Origin of the sequence: Psychromarinibacter sp. S121 (assembly GCF_049801035.1) — a bacterium.
Lineage (GTDB): Bacteria > Pseudomonadota > Alphaproteobacteria > Rhodobacterales > Rhodobacteraceae > Psychromarinibacter.
In genome coordinates this window covers 261,930-279,859 of the sequence record NZ_JBNAGE010000005.1, presented here as the reverse complement: position 1 = coordinate 279,859, position 17,930 = coordinate 261,930, and the positions used below count along the sequence as shown (strand labels likewise).

Sequence of the window (17,930 nt, the reverse complement as noted above, 5' to 3'; positions counted from 1 at the left end):
CGACCCCGTCTCTGACCTCCGCGGTGGTCTGATCGGGGATGGCGTGGTGTTTGATGCGGGGTTTGGGCCGCAGTCGCTTCTGTATGCCGACTACACCGCCTCGGGTCGCGCGTTGCGGCAGGTGGAAGGCTTCGTGTCCGAGCAGGTGCTGCCGTTTTACGCCAACACGCATACCGAGGCCTCGTTCTGCGGCGGGGTGATGACGCGGCTGCGCGAGGCGGGGCGGGCCGAGGTGGCGCGGCTGACCGGCGCGGGGCCGGATTGCCACGTGATCTTCACCGGATCGGGCGCGACCGGCGCGCTGAACCGGATCGTGGCGGGGCTGGACCTGGCGGCGCGGGTGGCGGGCGGCGCGCGCATCGCGGTGCTGACCGGGCCTTACGAGCATCACTCGAACATCCTTCCGTGGCGCGAGAGCGGGGTGGAGGTGATCGAGATCGCCGAAGCCGCGACCGGCGGGCCGGACATGGCGGCGCTGGCCGAGGCGCTGCGGCAGGTCGAAGGCTACGATCTGGTCATCGGCACATTCGCCGCGGCCTCGAACGTCACGGGCATCCTGACCGACACCGACGCGGTGACGCGGGTGCTGAAGGCGGCGGGCGCGCTGGCGGTCTGGGACTATGCCGCCGCCGCGCCCTACATCCCGATCGACATGAGCACGGGCGAGACGGCGAAGGACGCCATCGTGTTCTCGCCGCACAAGTTCCCCGGCGGGCCGGGGGCGACGGGCGTTCTGGTCGTCCGCGACGGCATCGGCTGGCGCGCGACCCCGACCGCGCCCGGCGGCGGCTCGGTGCGGTTCGTCTCGCCCTGGGACCACCTGTATTCCTCCAGCCTCGAGGCGCGCGAGGAAGCGGGCACGCCGAACGTGGTCGGCGACATCCGCGCCGCGCTGGCGCTGCTGGTGAAGGACGCGGTGGGCTGCGACCGGATCGCCGAGCGGGACGAGGCGTTCCGCCTTCGGGCGCTGGACGCGTGGTCGAAGGTCCCCGAGATCGAGATCCTTGGCCAGCGCGCGGGCGCCCGGGCGCTGCCGGTGTTCTCGTTCCGGGTGCGGGACGGGCAGGGCGGGCTGGTGCATCACCAGCTGTTCACCCGCATGCTGAGCGACATGTACGGCATTCAGGCGCGGGGCGGCTGTGCCTGCGCCGGGCCCTACGCGCACCGCCTGCTGGATCTCGACCGGCCCGCCTCGCAGGCGGTGACGGCGCAGCTGGACGCCGGGTGCGAGCTGGACCGGCCGGGCTGGGTGCGGCTGAACTTCAGCTATCTCTTCAGCGACGCGCAGGCGGACCGGGTGATCTTGGCCGTGGCCGAACTGGCGCAGACCGCCGCGGGTGTCGCGGAACGCTATGTCGGGGACCCGGCGACGGCGCGCTTTGCGCCGGCCGCGGTGACCGTGAACGGATAACCAACTGGTGAGGATGACATGACGGACGTGATCGACACGCTGGCGGGGCTGCCGCCCGAGTCGGAGCTGCGCGCGGCGCGGCCCACGGCGCGGGAATACGCGCAAAAGAGCTACGAGGCGCTGTTCGTCTCGGTGCGCGAAGGGCTGATGCCGGTGGGCGAGCGGCTGGCGGTGACGTGTTTCGTGGCCGGGCTGCACGGCGACGCGCCGGCGATGGAGCATTACGCGAGGCTGCTGGCCGAGAGCGACGCCGCCGGCCTGTCGGACGCCATCGCGGCCGCGGTCGCGGCGGGCCGGACCGAAGGGCCCTACGGCGCGTTCCCGGCCGGTCCGCTGAGCGCCGAGGACACGCCGGGCATGGTGTTCAAGGCCGACGCCGACGCCCTGGGCGCGCGCCTCGCCGCCGCTTTCGAGCATGCGCATATGCTGGTGTTCCACCCCCGCGACGCGGGCCGCGACGCCATCGTGGCGCTGACCGGGGCCGGGTGGAGCGCCACCGATATCGTCACCCTGTCGCAGATGATTTCCTTCCTCAGCTTCCAGATCCGCGCCGGCGCCGGCCTGCGGGTTCTGGCGGCGGCCAGCTGACCGGAACCGCACCGATGACCGAGACCGTACTTACGCACGAGAACCCCGACGAGCCCAACGTCTTCACCCAGGACATGCTGGGCTGGGAGCCGTGGCTGCCGCCGATGGACGAGGCCGACCTGACCGAGCGCCACTGGACCGCGCTGGTCCAGAAGGGGCGGTCCAAGATGCCGTACTTCATGCTGCTGGCCCGCGATCCGGATATCCTTGAATATCGGACGCGCACCGACATGGACATCTTCTACAACCCGGACGCGGGCCTGCCGCGCGCCGACCGCGAGATGGCCGCCGCCGCGACCTCGCGCTACAACGGCTGCATCTACTGCGCCTCGGTGCATTCGCGCTTCGCCACGCAGCATTCCAAGCGCAAGGACGAGGTGCAGAAGCTGCTGGACGAGGGTGTTTCCGCCCGCATCGACCCGCGCTGGGACGCGATCACTGACGCCGCCGTGGCCCTGACCTCGATCCCGATGACCTTCGGCCCCGACCACATCGAAGCGCTGCGCGCCACCGGCATGGACGACCAGGCCATCGCCGACGCCATCTACGCCATCTCGTTCTTCAACTGGGCCAACCGGCTGATGCTCTCCCTCGGACCAACCACGCCGGGAGAGGCGAAGTGACGGTGACCGACTACAAGACTGCCATCGTGACAGGTGCATCCTCCGGGATCGGGGACGCGGTCTGCCGGATGCTGGCAGGCAAGGGCATGACGGTGCACGCGCTGGCCCGGCGTACCGACAGACTGGAGGCGCTTGCCGCCGAAACAGGTGCAATCCCGCACGCCGTCGACGTCACCGATGCCGAAGCGCTGGCGAATGTGGTCGGCGGGATCGAAGCCGACGTGCTGGTCAACAACGCAGGCACGACGTTCAATGGCAAGCTCGACACGATGCCGCCGGAAAGGATCGACCAGATCCTCGACCTGAATGTGCGGGCGATGATGCAGCTGACACGGCTGGTGCTGCCGGGAATGCGCGCGCGCAATCGTGGGCACGTGTTCCTGACCGGTTCCTGCGCCGGGCTCTGGCCGATGGCGGGCTCTGCGCCCTACGCCGCCAGCAAGGCAGCCGTCTCTCAGTTCCTTAACATCCTGCGTCTCGACACGCTGGGCACGAAAATTCGCTGGACCGAGATCGTGCCGGGACGCGTCGAAACAGAGATTTTCGGCCTTGCCATGGGCGACGCCGAAGCCGCGCGCAAAGCGTTCCTGGAGGGGAAGGAGGCCCTCCAGCCAACGGACATCGCGGAGAGTATCGGATTTGCGCTTTCACTGCCCGACCGCGCCACGCTGGCGCGGATGGAAATCTACCCAACCCGGCAGGCCGTCGGCGGCTTTGCCTACGCCGACTGAGCCATAGCCAACGCCACTCAAGCCGGGACAACCCAACAGGAGACCTCCTTCATGGAAATCAACAGACGCCTCTTCACCCTTGGCCTCGGGTCCGCGGTCGCATGGCCCGCGCTTGGCGGCCTGACCACCGCCGCCTACGCGCAATCGCCCGTCATGGGCGGCACCCTGCGCATCATCCTGTCCGAACCCGTCGGACTGGTCAGCGCCGTCAGCTCGCAGGGCCCAATCGCGCAGATCTCGCCCAAGATTTTCGACGGGCTCGTCGAGTACGATCTCGACATGAACCCGCAGCCGCAAATGGCGACCTCGGTCGAGATGTCCGACGACGCGCAGACCATGACCGTCGTGCTTCGCGAGGGCCTGACGTGGCACGACGGAGAGCCCATCACCTCGGCCGACGTTGCCTTCTCGGCCATGGAGGTGTGGAGCCAGTTCCACCCACGCGGCCGGTCGACCTATGCCGCGCTGACCGAGGTCGAAACGCCAGACGAGCTGACCGCGATTTTCAAGTTCTCGAAGCCCTCTGCCTTCGTGATGAACGCGCTCAACGCCTCGGAAGCCCAGGTGGTGCCGAAGCACATTTACGAAGGCACCGACATCCTGACCAACCCGAACAACCTCGCCCCAGTCGGATCGGGCCCGTTCAAGTTCGTCGAATGGCAGCAGGGCGAGTACATCTTGCTGGAAAAGAACGAAAACTACTGGAAGGAAGACGAGCCCTACCTTGACCAGATCGTCGTTCTGCTGATCGCCGACAGCGCTTCGCGCGCGATCGCCTTCGAGGCGCAGGAAGTCGAAGCCGCAGGGGCGATCCCCGTGTCGCTGGCCGACGCCCGCCGTCTGGAAGAACTGCCGTTCATTGAGATCCCGGAAAGCGGATACGAAGCCTACGGCAACAACAACTTCATGGAAGTGAACGTGCGCCGCGAATACCTGGCGGATCCCAAGGTGCGGCAGGCGATCCTGCACGCGCTGGATCGCGAGGCGATGGTCAAGAACGTCTACTTCGAGTTCGGCAAGGTCGCTACGGGTCCGGTGCCCAGCACCATCTCGACCTACTACACAGCCGACGTGCCGACCTACGAGTTCGACACCGAGAAGGCGATCAGCCTGCTGGAAGAGGCCGGTTTCACCCCGGACGGCAGCGGCGTGCGGCTGAACCTGACGCTGGATCCGCTTCCCTACGGCCCGATCTATCCGACCGTCGCCGCGTCCATCAAGCAGCAGCTTGCCGTCGTTGGGATCGAGGTGACGATCCGGTCCGCCGATGCCGCGACCTATTACCAGCGGGTGTACGGCGAGGGGAATGACTTTGACCTGACGATCACCGGCGCCTCGGCGCTGACCGATCCGACGATCGGGGTGCAAAGGTTCTTCTGGTCGAAGAACATCATTGCGGGCGTGCCGTTCTCGAACGCGTCGGGCTATGCCGATCCCGAGATGGACGAGATTCTTGAAAGCGCCGCGGCCGAGCCTGATCCCGCGAAACGCATCGAGCTGTTCCACAAGTTCCAGGTCAAAGCCGCGACGGATCTGCCGATCCTGCCGATCAACGACATGCCGTACTTCGCTGTGAAGAACACCCGGCTGCAGAACTCCGAAGTCAGCCCCTATGGCTTCGGTGGCAGCTTCTCGACCGCCTATCTGGCGGAGTGATCCCTTTGGCCGGGGCGTCAATGACGGGCGCCCCGGCTCATCAAACCCTCACACTTTGGGCGCATTGAGCAACAAACCATGCCAAGCTACGCCAGCTTTCTGATCCGTAGACTGTTCCAGTCCTTCCTGATCGTCGTCGGCATCGTGATCATCAACTTCGTCGTGCTGAACATTCCGCCCGGCGATATGGCCGACGTGATGGCGGGCACCGCCGGTGGCGGCGATCCCGGCTATGCCGACGCGCTTCGGGAAGAATTTGGGTTGGACGAGCCGATCACGGTCCAGTTCGTCAACTACATGACCAGTCTTCTGAGGCTGGACCTCGGATACTCGTTCACCCGCAATATGCCTGTGATGCAGGCCATCATGGACAGGCTCGGCGCGACGCTTCTGCTGATGAGCACGGCGATCCTGCTGGCCTTCGTGCTGGGCGTGCTGATGGGCATGATCGCCGGAAAGAATGCCGGCAAGCCGCTGGACGCCGTAATCTCGGTGTTGGCACTAATCGGTTACGCCACGCCGTTGTTCTGGCTGGGCCTGCTGCTGATCCTGCTGTTCACCATCAATCTTGGCTGGCTGCCATCGGGCGGCATGAAGACGATCGGGATGCGCGGACCGTGGTGGCAGCAGTGGCTGGACATCGGCGAACACCTGATCCTGCCGGCCTTCACCCTTGCCGTCTTCTACCTCGCCATCTTCGCCCGGCTGATGCGGTCCTCGGTGATCGAGGTCGCGGGCCAGGACTTCGTCCGCACCGCCCGTGCCAAGGGCATGACCGAAGGCCGGGTTTACCTGCGCCACGTCACCGCGAACGCCATGCTGCCGGTGCTGACCATGCTCGGCCTGCAGATCGGCGGCATGCTGGGCGGCTCGGTGGTGGTCGAGACGATCTTCTCGTGGCCGGGCCTCGGACGCATGACCTATGACGCCATCTTCGCCCGTGACGTGAACCTGCTGCTGGGCGTGTTGTTCATGTCGTCGGTCTGTGTGGTCGTCACCAACCTTCTCGTCGACCTGCTTTACAGCTGGATCGACCCGCGGATCGGACTGAACGGATGACAGACGCTGCCGTTACCGTCGCCACCGAGACACCGCTGCGCCGCCGAAAGCGCCCACGCGCGGTCTTCATCAGCGGCATCGCCATGCTTGCGCTCATCGCGCTTGCGGCGCTCACCGCCGGCCTGTTCTGGCCCGCCGGTCCCTGGGTCGCCGCAGGCGAGCCATACACCCCTCCGATGACGGCGCCGGGTCTGCCGCTGGGCACCGACGTGCTTGGCCGGGATGTGGCTGCCATGCTGGCCTACGGTGCGCGGGTTTCGATGCTGATCGGCATCGCCTCGACCCTTGCCGCGGCGATCCTCGGCATCGTGATCGGCGCCACCGCGGGCTATGCGCGCGGCTGGGTGGACGATGCACTGATGCGCTTCACCGAGGTGTTCCAGACGATCCCCAGCTTCATGTTCGTCATCGTTCTGGTGGTCATCTTCACTCCGACAATCGCGACCATCACGCTGGCCATCGCCGTCGTGTCATGGCCGCCGGTGGCGCGGCTGGTCCGGGCGGAGTTCCTGAGCCTTAGCTCGCGCGAGTTCGTGCAGTCCTGCCGACTGATCGGCATGCACCCAGCGCGGATCGTCTTCGCCGAGATCCTGCCAAACTGCTTCTCGTCGGTAATCGTTGTCTCGTCGGTCATGGTCGCGACCGCCGTCCTGGTCGAGGCGGGCCTGTCCTTCCTCGGGCTCGGCGACCCCAACACCGCCTCTTGGGGCGGTATGGTGGCGAACGGCAAGGCCGTGATCCGCTCTTCTCCCTACCTCTCGATCATTCCGGGCTTCGCGATCTTCGTGCTGGTGCTTTGCATCAACGTGGTCGGCGAGGGGCTGAACGACCGCCTGAACCCCCGGATGCGCAACTGATGATTTTCCGCGAAAGGAACCGAACATGAGCGACGCGCTTGCGAAACTGGAAGCCCGGCTCGCCTGGGAGCGGGAGACGATGGCCTATCCCGACCGCGTCTGGCCGGTAAAGTACACTACCACCGAAGGCTTGCCGGTTTTGGACGTGGTGGTGATCGGCGCTGGCCTTGCCGGGCTTGCGGTGTCGGTCCGGCTCAAGCGGATGGGAATCGAGAACTTCACGGTTCTGGACGAGAACCCGGCAGGTTTCGAAGGCCCTTGGGTCACCTATGCCCGAATGCACACGCTGCGTACCGAGAAACGCCTGCATGGTCCGGACGGCGGCTTTCCCTCTGCCACCTTCCGCGCATGGTACGAGGCATTGAATGGCGCCGGCGCATATGAGGAACTGGGGCTGATCCCCAAGGATCAGTGGATGGACTACCTGCGTTGGGTGCGTAAAGCCTTCGACGTTCCGGTCCGCAACGAGACCCGCGTGCTGGATGTCCTGCCGCATGAGATGGGCCTGCAACTGGAAATCCAGACGCCCGAGGGCAAGCAGACTATTGTCGCGCGCAAGGTCGTCTCAGCCACCGGACTGGTCGGGGCAGGCGGGCCGCGCATGCCCTTCGACATGTCGGGCATCGACCCCTCCAAGTGGAAGCACAGCAGCGAGATTTTCGATTTCGAGCAGTTGCGCGGCAAGCGAGTGGCGGTTCTGGGCGGCAACGCCTCCGCGCTGGACAATGCCGCCACTGCGCTTGACCATGGCGCGGCGAGCGTCGCGCAGTACGTACGCCGCCCCGTTCACCCGGAACGCAACAACCTGCGGTTTCTCGAATTCGCAGGGATGTTCCGAAGCTTCCCGCTGATGGACGACCAGCAGCGCCTGCGGGTGGTGCGCAAGAACCTCGAGACTTCGGTTCCGCCTCCGCTGTGGTCGATCGAGCGCTGCGAGGCCTTCGACAACTTCCGCTTCCACATGGCGACTGGTTGGACTGGGTTCGAAGAGGCGGCGGACGGCTCGCTGGTGATCACCACCACCAAGGGCGAGAAGCACGAGGCCGATTTCCTGATCTTCGGTACCGGCTTCGAGTCCGATCTTGCAAAGGTCGACTACCTCTCCAGCCTGCGCGACGACATCCTGCTGTGGAGCGACGTGGCCGATCTTGAAGACACGTCCATCGATCGCGCGATCGGGCGGCACCCGTACCTTGGACCGAACCTTGAATGCCGTGGCCGGACGCCCGAGGCGGACCGGGTGCTGAGCAACCTTATCCTTCCCAACAACGCGTCGCTGGTCAGCGTCGGTCCCGGTTACACAGGTATGAATGGCTGCGCTTTCACCAGCCACCGCGTGGTCGAGGGCATCGTGCAGGCGCTCTACCTCGCCGACGCCGATACATACATCACCCAGCTTGAGGGCTTCGAACATTCGGAGTTCACGGGCCAGTCCAACCTCACCCCGGTAGAGGCATGATGGCGAACGACCCACTTCTTTCAATCAAGCGTCTGAGCGTGCAACTGCCCGAGGGCGGCGACCGCACGCTGGCACTGCGGGACGTGTCCATCGATGTGGCGCGGAACGAAATCGTTTGCGTCGTTGGTGAAAGCGGATCGGGCAAGTCGATGACGGCGAGCACCGTCATGGGCCTTCTGCCACCTAGCGTGCGCGTCGCGGCCGGAACCGTCGAGCTTGACGGGCAGAACCTGCTGAAGTTGAAGCCCGAGCAGATGCGAAAGGTCCGGGGACCTCGGATCGGGATGATTTTTCAGGAGCCGATGACGGCACTGAATCCGCTGCAAAGGATCGGGACGCAGATCTCGGAAATGTTCCGGCTGCACAGCAAAATGAGCCGGGCGGCACAAAAGGCGAAAGCCATCGAGCTTCTCCAAGCCGTTCACATCCCGGACCCGGCCAAGGCCTACACCGCCTATCCGCACGAACTGTCGGGCGGGCAGCGCCAGAGGGCGATGATCGCGATGGCGATGGCGCTGGATCCGGACCTTCTGATTGCGGACGAACCGACGACAGCGCTGGACGTGACCACGCAGGCTCAGATCCTCAAGCTGATCCGCGAACTGCAACAGCGCAATGGCACTGGCGTCCTGTTCATCACCCACGACTTCGGCGTGGTGGCGGACATCGCCGACCGTGTCGTGGTCTTGAAGCATGGCAACGTGGTCGAGCAAGGGACCGGCGCCGAAGTGCTGGGCAATCCGCAGCACGATTACACCCGGTCACTGATCGACGCCGTGCCCCGGATGGAGCCGCCGGCCTATACGCCGCCTCCCACCGACAAAAAGGCGTTGCAGGTCAGGGATCTGGTCAAGACTTTCGGCAGCGCCGGGCTGTTCGGAAATGGCCGCGTCGTCCACGCGTTGCGCGGTGTCAGTTTCGACCTTCCCAAGGGCCGGACGCTGGGCATCGTCGGTGAAAGCGGCTCGGGCAAGTCGACCATGGCCCGCGCGCTGGTGCGGCTCACCGATCCTGACAGCGGCAAGGTGCTGCTGGACGATCTCGACTTCACCGCCTTGTCGCGGCCGGAGCTTCGCCAGAAGGCGGGGCTGGTGCAGATGGTCTTCCAGGACCCCTATGCCTCGCTGAACCCACGCCGCAAAGTGGGCGACCTGATCGCCCAGCCGATGACCGTGCACGGCAAACCTCGGGCTGAGGCTATGGAACGCGTCGAGGAGTTGCTGAAGCTCGTGGGGTTGGATGCCAAGGCGATGGACCGCTTCCCGCACGAGTTCTCGGGCGGCCAGCGGCAGCGCATCGGCATCGCACGGGCACTGGCGCTCGATCCCAAGATCCTCGTCGCGGACGAGGCAGTGTCGGCGCTGGACGTCTCGATCCAGGCACAGGTGCTGCAACTGTTCCGCAGGCTGCGGGACGAGCTGGGTCTGTCGATGGTGTTCATCACCCACGATCTGCGAGTCACCGCGCAAGTCTGCGACGAGGTCGCGGTGATGAAGGAAGGCGAGGTTGTGGAATACGGCCCCACCGCCCGGATCTTCGCGGACCCGCAGCACGATTATACCCGGCTGTTGCTGTCTTCGGCGCCGGGTCACTTGGGGCTGACGGGGGCGACGCAGCTTGCCGCTGCGCCAGCCGTATAAACGCAAGGACAGGAACAGGACCAAATGACAGGAAAACAGGACGGACGGGTCGCGCTCATCACGGGCGGGAACCGCGGGATCGGTGCGGCGATCGCACGGCGGCTGTCGTCGGAAGGCGCCATTGTGGTGATCACTCACGCGCGGTCGGAATCGGCGGGACAGGCGAAGGATCTGGCCGAGGAACTGGGCGCGTCCGAGGGCAGGGCGCTGCCGCTTCAACTGGACTCGGCGGATGCGGCGGCGGTCGTTGCGACGATCGACAAGGTGGCCGAGACATTTGGCCGGTTCGACATCCTTGTCAGCAACGCGCCCGTAGGCGACCAGTCGCTGGCGAAGGACGTCGATCTTGAGGTGCTTGAACGGGCGATGGCCGTGAACATCCGGGCGCCCTTCGTGGGCGCTCAGGCCGCCGCACGTCACATGACGAAGGGCGGGCGGATCATCTCGATCGGCACCACCAACGCCGTGCGGGTGCCGCGCAAATGCCGCTCCGTATACGCCACGACAAAAGCGGCGCTTGTCGGCATGACCAAGGCCATGGCGCATGACTACGCCGAAGACGGCATCACGGTGAACCTCGTGAATCCCGGTCCGACCAAGACCAACATGCTGGGCGACTACGACTCTCCTCGCGTGAAGCAGATGCTGACCTTCTGCGCGATCAAGGAATTGGCCGAGCCCGAGGACATCGCCGGCATGGTCGAATTCGTCGCGCGCGAGGAAGCTTGGTTCATTACAGGATCGGTGATCGCGGTCGACGGCGGGTACACGGCCTAACATATGACTATAGTGGCCACGGCAGGATAACCACCGTGGTCACGGACGAAAACACCGAACAAGACTCTAGGCCAAGGGCTCTGTCAGGGCAGGGTCTTGTCAGACGAACTTGGCTTGAGCCGGGGCAGGGCGCTGGCTAGCGTTCGCAGATGACCAAACGCAGCCCCTTCCGCTATTTCAAGACGAGAGCCCAGAGATCATCCGCCTGGCGGTGATGCTGTACGTCCGCTTCCCGCTCTCGCTACGCAATGTCGAGGATCTGCTGCATGAACGGGGTATCGAAGTCAGCCATGAGACGGTTCGCTTCTGGTGGCATCGCTTCGGCCCGATGTTCGCATCCGAGATCCGAAAGCGCCGGATCGAGCGCATGAAATCGAGCCGTTGGCGTTGGCACCTGGACGAGGTTTTCGTGAAGATCAATGGCCAGACGCACTACCTGTGGCGCGCCGTAGATCACGAGGGTGAAATCCTGGAGACCTTTGTCACCAAGTCACGAGACAAGAAGGCGGCGTTAAAATTCCTCAAGAAAGCAATGCGCAAGCATGGTCGGCCTGAGGGAATCGTAACCGACCGTCTGCGGTCATATGGGGCGGCGCTGCGCGTCCTCGGTTCTGAAGATCGTCAACAGACAGGGCGCTGGGAAGACAATCGCGCGGAGAATTCCCACTTGCCATTTCGACGACGGGAGCGGGCGATGCTTCGCTTTCGAAGGATGCGAAGTTTGCAGAAGTTCGCCGCCGTCCACGCCTCTGTCTCAAACCACTTCAACCAGGAACGCAGCCTCTCGGCTCGAAGCCTTTTCAAACGGAACCGAACCGCCGCTCTGGCCGAGTGGCGCGGTCTCTGCGCGGGATAAGGGGCAGGCATCCTGCCCTTGTGGAGACTGGTTTGAATTCGTCTGACAGCACCCATGGCAGCCTACAACTTCGCCCGCAGGCTCAAGACGCTCAGCGGCCTCACGCCGTACGAGTACATCTGCAAAATCTGGACTTCAGAGCCAGATCGCTTCATCTTAATTCCGATCCGCCAGATGCCGAGACTGAACACCAAGCTACATCAAGGTGCTGCACTGTACTGGCAACTCATCCGAACTTGTGCGAATCACCGCGTCTGGTAGTCTGCAACGAAAATAGAGCTTTATTCGGATAACATTCCATCTCATAAATAAAGTATGAAAGATATTAGCTAGGCCGCGAGTTACCTCATGCCCTCTGTTCTTGATTCTGGTATTTTGGGTTGCATTGAGCCGCGACCAGTCGGCCTCTCTCAGGTGCAAAGCGCATGCGCACATCAATCCGGAATTCCGACGACCACTATCCATCCTCAGATCGTCAGTATTGTCGATACCGAACTCGAAAAATCTAAGCTGGCACTGCCCAAAGATGGCCTTCGATTTGGTGAGTTTTTGAAGGTATTGGATGAGAATATTTCTGCCTGGTATGCTTTCGCCAGAGTAATTCTCTCAAAGATTGTGATCCTGAGCCCTTCTTTTCCTCACCCGCTGTTTCGTATCTTGATGAACCATTATTCGGTTCGATTGTTCCTTTTGCACACACTTTACCATCGGTCTGGCGAGCTTGTCGAAGATCCAAAGGTCTATTCCTGGGATGTGTTTGAAGAAGACTTTGGCTTCAGATTGGCGCTATGCCAATCTAACTCAGGCATTTTGATGTTTGGCCCGACGGCGACGGATCGACCAGCAGACACGAATTCGTCGACGACGTCCTTTGAAGCGCTTCGCAGTTCGGTCGCAACTTTCGAAATGCAACTAACCGAACGGATTGGTGCTCTCAAATCAGGAGCAAAAACAGGGCTATTAAGTTCACATGAGGAGATTTTTAGGAGTGCATTCGTAAGGCCCAAGATTTCTGAAACGCAACTTGTCTACGAAGCTACAATATCTCGAAAAATCATAGACCACTTGGAGGGTGTGGCTGACACAGTCAATGAACACGAGCGCGCACCCATCTTCTACAGCAAGCTTGCCGCAGCAGCCTACGATCTGCTGACGACTTCGGAGAAGGAAACTCGATTCAACTTCAGGTCTTTCGTTGAAGATGGCGAGCCCGTCGCAATGACGGCAACCTTAAAACGAGAACAGAAGTCTTTTGAGTTAACAGAAACATCTGGGGCTGTGGTTGAAGACACAGCTCGTCTTCGCGCCTCGCTCGGATTTCGCAACTGGTCGATCTTTGTGTCAGAATCCTTAACACTTCTCATTGGATGGCTGCAGTATCACTCAGGGACAATACCAGACGAAACAGAGAAGCCCTTCGGTGAAAGGTTGGCGCGCTATCTGACCTTTCTATTTAATGCAGATGAGTGCAGCATTTATAGGGTGCGCGCGAAAAAATTAAAAACAGAGTTTGTGAGCTATGCTCAGTACAGTCGGTTTCAGTCGCCCGATGATCGCCCCAGCAAGATGGCGAAGCATCTTACGCAACTCGTGGGCGAAGCAAATCAACACGAATCGATCGCAATCCGTGCGTTCACGTCAAACATTGAGCAATATTGCGTGTACTTCAATCAGGAAACAGGCGTCGCGCGTCCGACGGGACAAACGCTTTCCTATCCCAGAGACCATCCAGATGAAGACTGGGGCCGTTCAGCCTGTGCAATCCCTATACGCATCTCCGGAATCTTCTGGGGTGTGATCGAATTTGTCAGTATCATGCCGCATGCGTTTCGAGAGACTGTACGTGCTAAGATACAAGAAGCCATCAGTGTCTTTGCGCCGCATGTTTCTCAAAGAGAGGTGTTTTCTGCAGTAGGCGAGTTGAATGACGCCATCACGAACCCGGAAGGTTTCTCGTTGCAAAGAGAACATCTCGGTGACGTGATGCAGCGGCTTCTTGGGGCGAAGTCTCTAGCTATATTGACGAGAGAGGAGGGTGGATCTGATCGGGTGTTTCTTCACGTCGATCGTGGAGATCTAGTGCAGCTCACCGATGCGACGCAAGTGTCGAAGTCTTCGAGCCTAGATGACTTTCGTGGTCAAAAAGAGGACGTGCATCTCTTAGATGCTACTGAGCAATCCCGGATGATACCAAACCGGCCGAATGTCAGCAATAAGCTTATATTGGCACGAATTCCGTGGAAATCTGGCATCAAAGAAGTCAATCACGGCGTTGTTGTGATCGAACCAATACACGTGCCGGTCGCACAAGAGAACTGGCAGGCTATGGTCAGATTCGTGTGTCAAACAATTGGCAATACAATTGGTGGAATATATTCGAAGGAAACGTGGGAGAATAGTATTCGCCAAAGGTCAGCCCATGAGTTCAAGAAGTCAGTTGGCGGCCTAAAGTGGTCGAACAAAAAACTTGAACCGATCGTGCGTAGGCTGGAGACGAGAAAGCTCACCGACAACGATCGCTGGAATGCAAGAATTTACTATTCAGATTACCTTAAACATACACTCAGCATTGAGAGAATGACATCCGCACTAGAAGGTACAGAGATAGACCCAGTTTTTGCAGGTGAGCCCAACTTTGGATTTGCAGCAAGCGTGGTTAAAGCTTGGGAAGAACAAGGTAGACCACAAACGTCTATACAGGATACGTTGAACCATGCTTTGAGAACTGCCCAAGGGACCGTCGAGACTAACGATGTTCATCTGCCGGAAAAATTCTCTTTACCTAACGTGGACGTGGTCGCGGAGGAGTGGTGCCTCATTCAGGTGCTCCAAACTCTTGCTAACAATGCCCTGAAGTACGCTAGGCCGCAGTCAAGTATACTTGTTACCGAACGGTCCACTTCGAACTTTGGGATCAAAATATCCAACATTGGCCCGAGACTAGACACCCACGAAGAGCGAAAAATGATGCAAGATCAAGCGCGTGGACGAATGGTTCGGCAGCTGGAATACCCCGGCAGCGGATACGGTCTTTATTACGCCAAAGTTATCGCTACGAAATTTCTAGGATGCGAACTTCTTTATGGCCATGAGGAACTCAACGAGCCACATGCGGACTGGACTTGGCACCGTTTAACGCTTGTGTTTCCGAAAAACTTGGTCCGTACTGCGGCAGAAAGACGAGAAAGGTAAATTTATTCAATGGCTGAGCGTGCCACCGATACAAGCGGGTCCCAAAAGTCCTTCACAACAAGTACAAAAACGGGATCGCGCGTTCTAATTTTCGACGACGGGGAAACTTTTGACTATCTTGACGGTTTCACAGAAACAGACTTGTATTTTGTGCGTTGCGCGGGGTTCTCCGAGCTTGACGAGGAGTTGTCGCGAGAAGGCGCCTCGGTCGAAGAATATGCGTTTGTCGCGTTTGATGTTTACTGTGATATTTGGCCGGATTTTGGCTTTCTTGGACATCCAGACATTCCGGTGGATAACAATCGTTGCGGCCCACAGCTGCTCGGAGAGGTTCTGCCGAAGCGTGGTTTTGACTTCCGATCGTTGCCCATTCTCATTTTCTCAAGCCACCAGGAATTGCGTGGCATCACCTCCATTTTGCAAGTGGATGGAAGCAAAAAACCGATTGAAACTATCAAGAGAACCGAGATAGCAGAGAAGCTTGCCGAGAAGATGTTGGAGCTTGGTTTTGGTTTTTCCCGCTCATCTGACCATCATGTTCCGGACGCAATTCTGGGCCCCAAAGAATATTGTGAGTTGTTTCTGTCTTTAGCGGATCGTGTCGATTTCAGTCCAGAAGAAATCCAAGTCTTTCTTGGCACAGTCGGCAGAACGTCGCCACCGCTTCGGGTTTTTGAGACGAGCACACTCCCAGATGAGAAAGTCGATATCCTACTAGACATCGTCGCGATGCTGGCTGTGAAGTTTCATGAAGGTGAGTTCAAATATTATCTGGAACAGCTGCGAATTGGTACATCACGAAAGAATGGGTTTGAACTCCTGTTGGGCTCGACGAATGATTTGATTAAGCTCCAATCGACACTTCAATCGAAGCTCGGTGGAGTCTTGATGAAATGACTGAAGATAAGCGGTGGCAACGGGTGTTAAAGGAGCGCCCGAAATCTCGGTGCGTTGCTGAAGTCATCTTTGACGCCGATGTTGCAGAACAACACATCAGAGCGCAGTTTCCGACTTCGATACCAAAAGCCTTCGTTGACAGATATATCTCCGCACACCGTCAAGATTTTCAAGTAACAGACCAGGCGCGTATCGCGAGTAACATTAGGTGGACATTCGACAAAGTTGAAGAAGGGGAGTCCGTTGACCCCCAACGTTTCAATGGAGCCGATGAAGGCGCAGTGTACACGGCGAAAGAGGAAGAAACCGCCAAAGCGGAGCGTTTCCACTACCTTTCTAGTGCCACCAAACCGTTTGGATACGTTCTTTTCAGCTTGGAAGCATCTACTCAAATGATGGATATCCGAACTTTCGTGGATCAGGAGAACACGTGCAAATTGACCGATGATAACCACAAGGAATGCCGGGAGTTTGCTTCATCTGTTCGGAAGTCGCATGACGTTAATGGTCTTATCTCGCCATCGGTACGAAATCCCGGCGGCTCATGTTGCACTTTTTTTTCGCTAGAGGGATTGTCACCAGGAGAAGTTCTCGAGCGTGGAGAATATAAACCAAAAGGCAGTTAACGTCAGTCTGCCTCAAAGATCTGATCCCGGGCGACATGGTTAACGATCCGAGGGGAATACCCCATTAGCTTGCATCCTCAAGCCATGTGTTTGACAGTGCATCGAAAAAGTTTTCGCTAAAACGCGCTCCCATTCGCGCACCCGCAGCGCAATGTTGCTTGGCCCGCACTGCCGACCTTCACCCGCGAAAATGCTGCGCGTTGCACGAATGGCCGCTTCGGTGACGGTGCGGTGCCGGATCGACGGTCGCTTTGAACAGCAGGACTGGGCCGGAAACGATACCGAACCTGCCCATTCGACGGACTTGGTCGCCGCGGCGCCGCTTGGCCGCTTCGAGCAAATTGAACGATGCTGCGACCTACGCGAATGTTTGGTAACGGCGCTCCACCTCTCGTTCTCGTTCATCAAACTGTTTCTTGAACACAAGAATTGATAGTAGCGTTCATGTCAGCGACGGAGGACTAGCCCAATGGGTATGGAATACGACGACGGGCAGTGTCAGAGCAACATGCCTTGTGGCGGGGCAGGGGCCTGAGTAGCGTCGCCGGATGACGAAACGTTCCCCTTTTCGCTACTTCAAGACATCGCCCGAGATCATCCGTTTGGCTGTCATGATGTACATCCGGTTTCCGCTTTCGCTTCGAAACGTCGAGGATCTGCTGCACGAGCGCGGCATCGACGTGAGCCACGAGGCAGTGAGGTTCTGGTGGCTTCGCTTCGGGCCGATGTTCGCGGCCGAGATCCGGAAGCGCCGGGTCGTCGGCATGCGGTCCAGTCGCTGGCGCTGGCATCTCGACGAGATGTTCGTGAAGATCAACGGGGAGCGTCACTATCTGTGGCGGGCGGTCGATCATGAGGGCGAAGTCCTGGAGAGCTTTGTCACCAAGACACGCGATAAGAAGGCGGCCCTGAAATTTCTAAAGAAATCAATGAAGCGCTATGGTCGGCCGGAAACCCTTGTGACTGATCGGCTCAGGTCCTATGGCGCGGCGCTGAGGGAAATCGGTGCCGTCGATCGCCAGGAGACAGGTCGTTGGCTGAATAATCGCGCGGAAAACTCCCACCTACCATTCCGACGACGAGAACGGGCGATGCTGCGCTTCCGACGCATGCGAAGTTTGCAGAAATTCGCTTCCGTCCACGCCTCTGTCAGCAACCATTTCAATTCGGAGCGCAGCCTCTCCTCCAGAGCCAATTTCAAGAAGAACCGCGCCGCTGCTCTGGCCGAATGGCGCGATCTCTGCGCAGCATAAGGGACAGCCATCCTGTCCTTGTAGCTACGAGTTCGAATTCGTCTGACACCACCCGCACGCGCCTTCTTCGCCGGCTGGAATTTCTGGCCGATCTCGCAATCGATCTGAAACTCCTGGCTGAAAAGTTGAAGAGGAATGCAGACTCGGACATCAAACGCGCGGGATTGCAGGTGGACGGGTTCGGGGACCGAACGCTTGCCGAGCTGATAGAGATGTGTGCCGAAGATCAGCCCTATTCCGCCATGGCGCAGTCCTGGATGCGCGAGTTTAAAGAACGGCTCGAAGCGGTAGTATGAGGAACGCGC

At 60.2% G+C, this 17,930-nt stretch carries 16 protein-coding genes and 2 pseudogenes; all 18 read left to right on the top strand.

Going from position 1 to position 17,930, the window contains the following annotated elements; genetic code table 11:
• Nucleotides 1-1,411: aminotransferase class V-fold PLP-dependent enzyme (locus ACP156_RS21915; RefSeq protein WP_425049226.1), on the top strand; the 1,411-nt coding region annotated here is incomplete at its 5' end.
• Nucleotides 1,412-1,429: 18 nt separating this feature from the next.
• Nucleotides 1,430-1,999 (top strand): CMD domain protein, encoded by a 570-nt coding sequence (locus tag ACP156_RS21910; protein WP_425049227.1) that lies wholly within the window; start codon nucleotides 1,430-1,432, stop codon nucleotides 1,997-1,999.
• A gap of 14 nt (nucleotides 2,000-2,013) precedes the next feature.
• Complete coding sequence (locus ACP156_RS21905) at nucleotides 2,014-2,622, top strand: alkylhydroperoxidase domain protein (protein WP_425049228.1); 609 nt, start codon at nucleotides 2,014-2,016, stop codon at nucleotides 2,620-2,622.
• Entirely contained in the window at nucleotides 2,619-3,353 is a 735-nt protein-coding gene (locus ACP156_RS21900) for an SDR family oxidoreductase (protein ID WP_425053517.1), read from the top strand. The genes ACP156_RS21905 and ACP156_RS21900 overlap by 4 nt, the downstream gene beginning before the upstream one ends.
• 51 nt (nucleotides 3,354-3,404) lie before the next feature.
• Nucleotides 3,405-5,009, top strand: coding sequence for an ABC transporter substrate-binding protein (locus tag ACP156_RS21895; RefSeq protein WP_425053516.1), 1,605 nt, complete (start codon nucleotides 3,405-3,407; stop codon nucleotides 5,007-5,009).
• A 78-nt stretch (nucleotides 5,010-5,087) separates the two neighbouring features.
• Complete coding sequence (locus ACP156_RS21890) at nucleotides 5,088-6,068, top strand: ABC transporter permease (RefSeq protein WP_425053515.1); 981 nt, start codon at nucleotides 5,088-5,090, stop codon at nucleotides 6,066-6,068.
• A complete protein-coding gene (locus tag ACP156_RS21885; protein ID WP_425053514.1) occupies nucleotides 6,065-6,925 on the top strand; it encodes an ABC transporter permease in 861 nt (286 codons plus the stop codon). Before ACP156_RS21890 ends, ACP156_RS21885 begins: the two co-directional genes overlap by 4 nt.
• Nucleotides 6,926-6,950: 25 nt before the next feature.
• Nucleotides 6,951-8,384, top strand: coding sequence for an NAD(P)-binding domain-containing protein (locus ACP156_RS21880; protein WP_425053513.1), 1,434 nt, complete (start codon nucleotides 6,951-6,953; stop codon nucleotides 8,382-8,384).
• On the top strand, nucleotides 8,384-10,024 hold the full coding sequence (locus ACP156_RS21875; protein WP_425053512.1) for an ABC transporter ATP-binding protein: 1,641 nt from the start codon (nucleotides 8,384-8,386) through the stop codon (nucleotides 10,022-10,024). The genes ACP156_RS21880 and ACP156_RS21875 overlap by 1 nt, the downstream gene beginning before the upstream one ends.
• Before the next feature lie 24 nt (nucleotides 10,025-10,048).
• A complete protein-coding gene (locus tag ACP156_RS21870; protein ID WP_425053511.1) occupies nucleotides 10,049-10,801 on the top strand; it encodes an SDR family NAD(P)-dependent oxidoreductase in 753 nt (250 codons plus the stop codon).
• A 149-nt stretch (nucleotides 10,802-10,950) separates the two neighbouring features.
• Nucleotides 10,951-11,657, top strand: a pseudogene (locus ACP156_RS21865) (IS6 family transposase).
• A gap of 60 nt (nucleotides 11,658-11,717) precedes the next feature.
• Nucleotides 11,718-11,918, top strand: a pseudogene (locus tag ACP156_RS21860) (hypothetical protein); the annotation flags it as partial.
• A gap of 87 nt (nucleotides 11,919-12,005) precedes the next feature.
• On the top strand, nucleotides 12,006-14,849 hold the full coding sequence (locus ACP156_RS21855) for a hypothetical protein (RefSeq protein WP_425053510.1): 2,844 nt from the start codon (nucleotides 12,006-12,008) through the stop codon (nucleotides 14,847-14,849).
• Nucleotides 14,850-14,858: 9 nt separating this feature from the next.
• Nucleotides 14,859-15,746, top strand: a complete 888-nt coding sequence (locus ACP156_RS21850; RefSeq protein WP_425053509.1) for a hypothetical protein — start codon at nucleotides 14,859-14,861, stop codon at nucleotides 15,744-15,746.
• The gene (locus tag ACP156_RS21845; RefSeq protein ID WP_425053508.1) at nucleotides 15,743-16,372 is read left to right on the top strand and encodes an RES family NAD+ phosphorylase; all 630 of its coding nucleotides are present in this window, start codon (nucleotides 15,743-15,745) and stop codon (nucleotides 16,370-16,372) included. Before ACP156_RS21850 ends, ACP156_RS21845 begins: the two co-directional genes overlap by 4 nt.
• Before the next feature lie 190 nt (nucleotides 16,373-16,562).
• Nucleotides 16,563-16,805: a hypothetical protein gene (locus ACP156_RS21840; protein ID WP_425053507.1), complete on the top strand. Its 243-nt coding sequence runs from the start codon at nucleotides 16,563-16,565 to the stop codon at nucleotides 16,803-16,805.
• A gap of 115 nt (nucleotides 16,806-16,920) precedes the next feature.
• Nucleotides 16,921-17,625 carry an IS6 family transposase gene (locus ACP156_RS21835; RefSeq protein WP_425053506.1) on the top strand — a complete coding sequence of 235 codons (705 nt, stop codon included), beginning with the start codon at nucleotides 16,921-16,923 and terminating at the stop codon, nucleotides 17,623-17,625.
• Nucleotides 17,601-17,921: a hypothetical protein gene (locus tag ACP156_RS21830; protein WP_425053505.1), complete on the top strand. Its 321-nt coding sequence runs from the start codon at nucleotides 17,601-17,603 to the stop codon at nucleotides 17,919-17,921. The genes ACP156_RS21835 and ACP156_RS21830 overlap by 25 nt, the downstream gene beginning before the upstream one ends.
• Nucleotides 17,922-17,930 lie beyond the last annotated feature (9 nt).

Coding starts and splice junctions, on each gene's coding strand:
- ACP156_RS21895 (WP_425053516.1), top strand. CDS start 3,405: ATGGAAATCAACAGACGCCTCTTCACCCTTGGCCTCGGGTCCGCGGTC.
- ACP156_RS21875 (WP_425053512.1), top strand. CDS start 8,384: ATGGCGAACGACCCACTTCTTTCAATCAAGCGTCTGAGCGTGCAACTG.
- ACP156_RS21890 (WP_425053515.1), top strand. CDS start 5,088: ATGCCAAGCTACGCCAGCTTTCTGATCCGTAGACTGTTCCAGTCCTTC.
- ACP156_RS21850 (WP_425053509.1), top strand. CDS start 14,859: ATGGCTGAGCGTGCCACCGATACAAGCGGGTCCCAAAAGTCCTTCACA.
- ACP156_RS21885 (WP_425053514.1), top strand. CDS start 6,065: ATGACAGACGCTGCCGTTACCGTCGCCACCGAGACACCGCTGCGCCGC.
- ACP156_RS21855 (WP_425053510.1), top strand. CDS start 12,006: ATGCCCTCTGTTCTTGATTCTGGTATTTTGGGTTGCATTGAGCCGCGA.
- ACP156_RS21835 (WP_425053506.1), top strand. CDS start 16,921: ATGACGAAACGTTCCCCTTTTCGCTACTTCAAGACATCGCCCGAGATC.
- ACP156_RS21830 (WP_425053505.1), top strand. CDS start 17,601: ATGGCGCGATCTCTGCGCAGCATAAGGGACAGCCATCCTGTCCTTGTA.
- ACP156_RS21845 (WP_425053508.1), top strand. CDS start 15,743: ATGACTGAAGATAAGCGGTGGCAACGGGTGTTAAAGGAGCGCCCGAAA.
- ACP156_RS21840 (WP_425053507.1), top strand. CDS start 16,563: ATGCTGCGCGTTGCACGAATGGCCGCTTCGGTGACGGTGCGGTGCCGG.
- ACP156_RS21870 (WP_425053511.1), top strand. CDS start 10,049: ATGACAGGAAAACAGGACGGACGGGTCGCGCTCATCACGGGCGGGAAC.
- ACP156_RS21905 (WP_425049228.1), top strand. CDS start 2,014: ATGACCGAGACCGTACTTACGCACGAGAACCCCGACGAGCCCAACGTC.
- ACP156_RS21910 (WP_425049227.1), top strand. CDS start 1,430: ATGACGGACGTGATCGACACGCTGGCGGGGCTGCCGCCCGAGTCGGAG.
- ACP156_RS21880 (WP_425053513.1), top strand. CDS start 6,951: ATGAGCGACGCGCTTGCGAAACTGGAAGCCCGGCTCGCCTGGGAGCGG.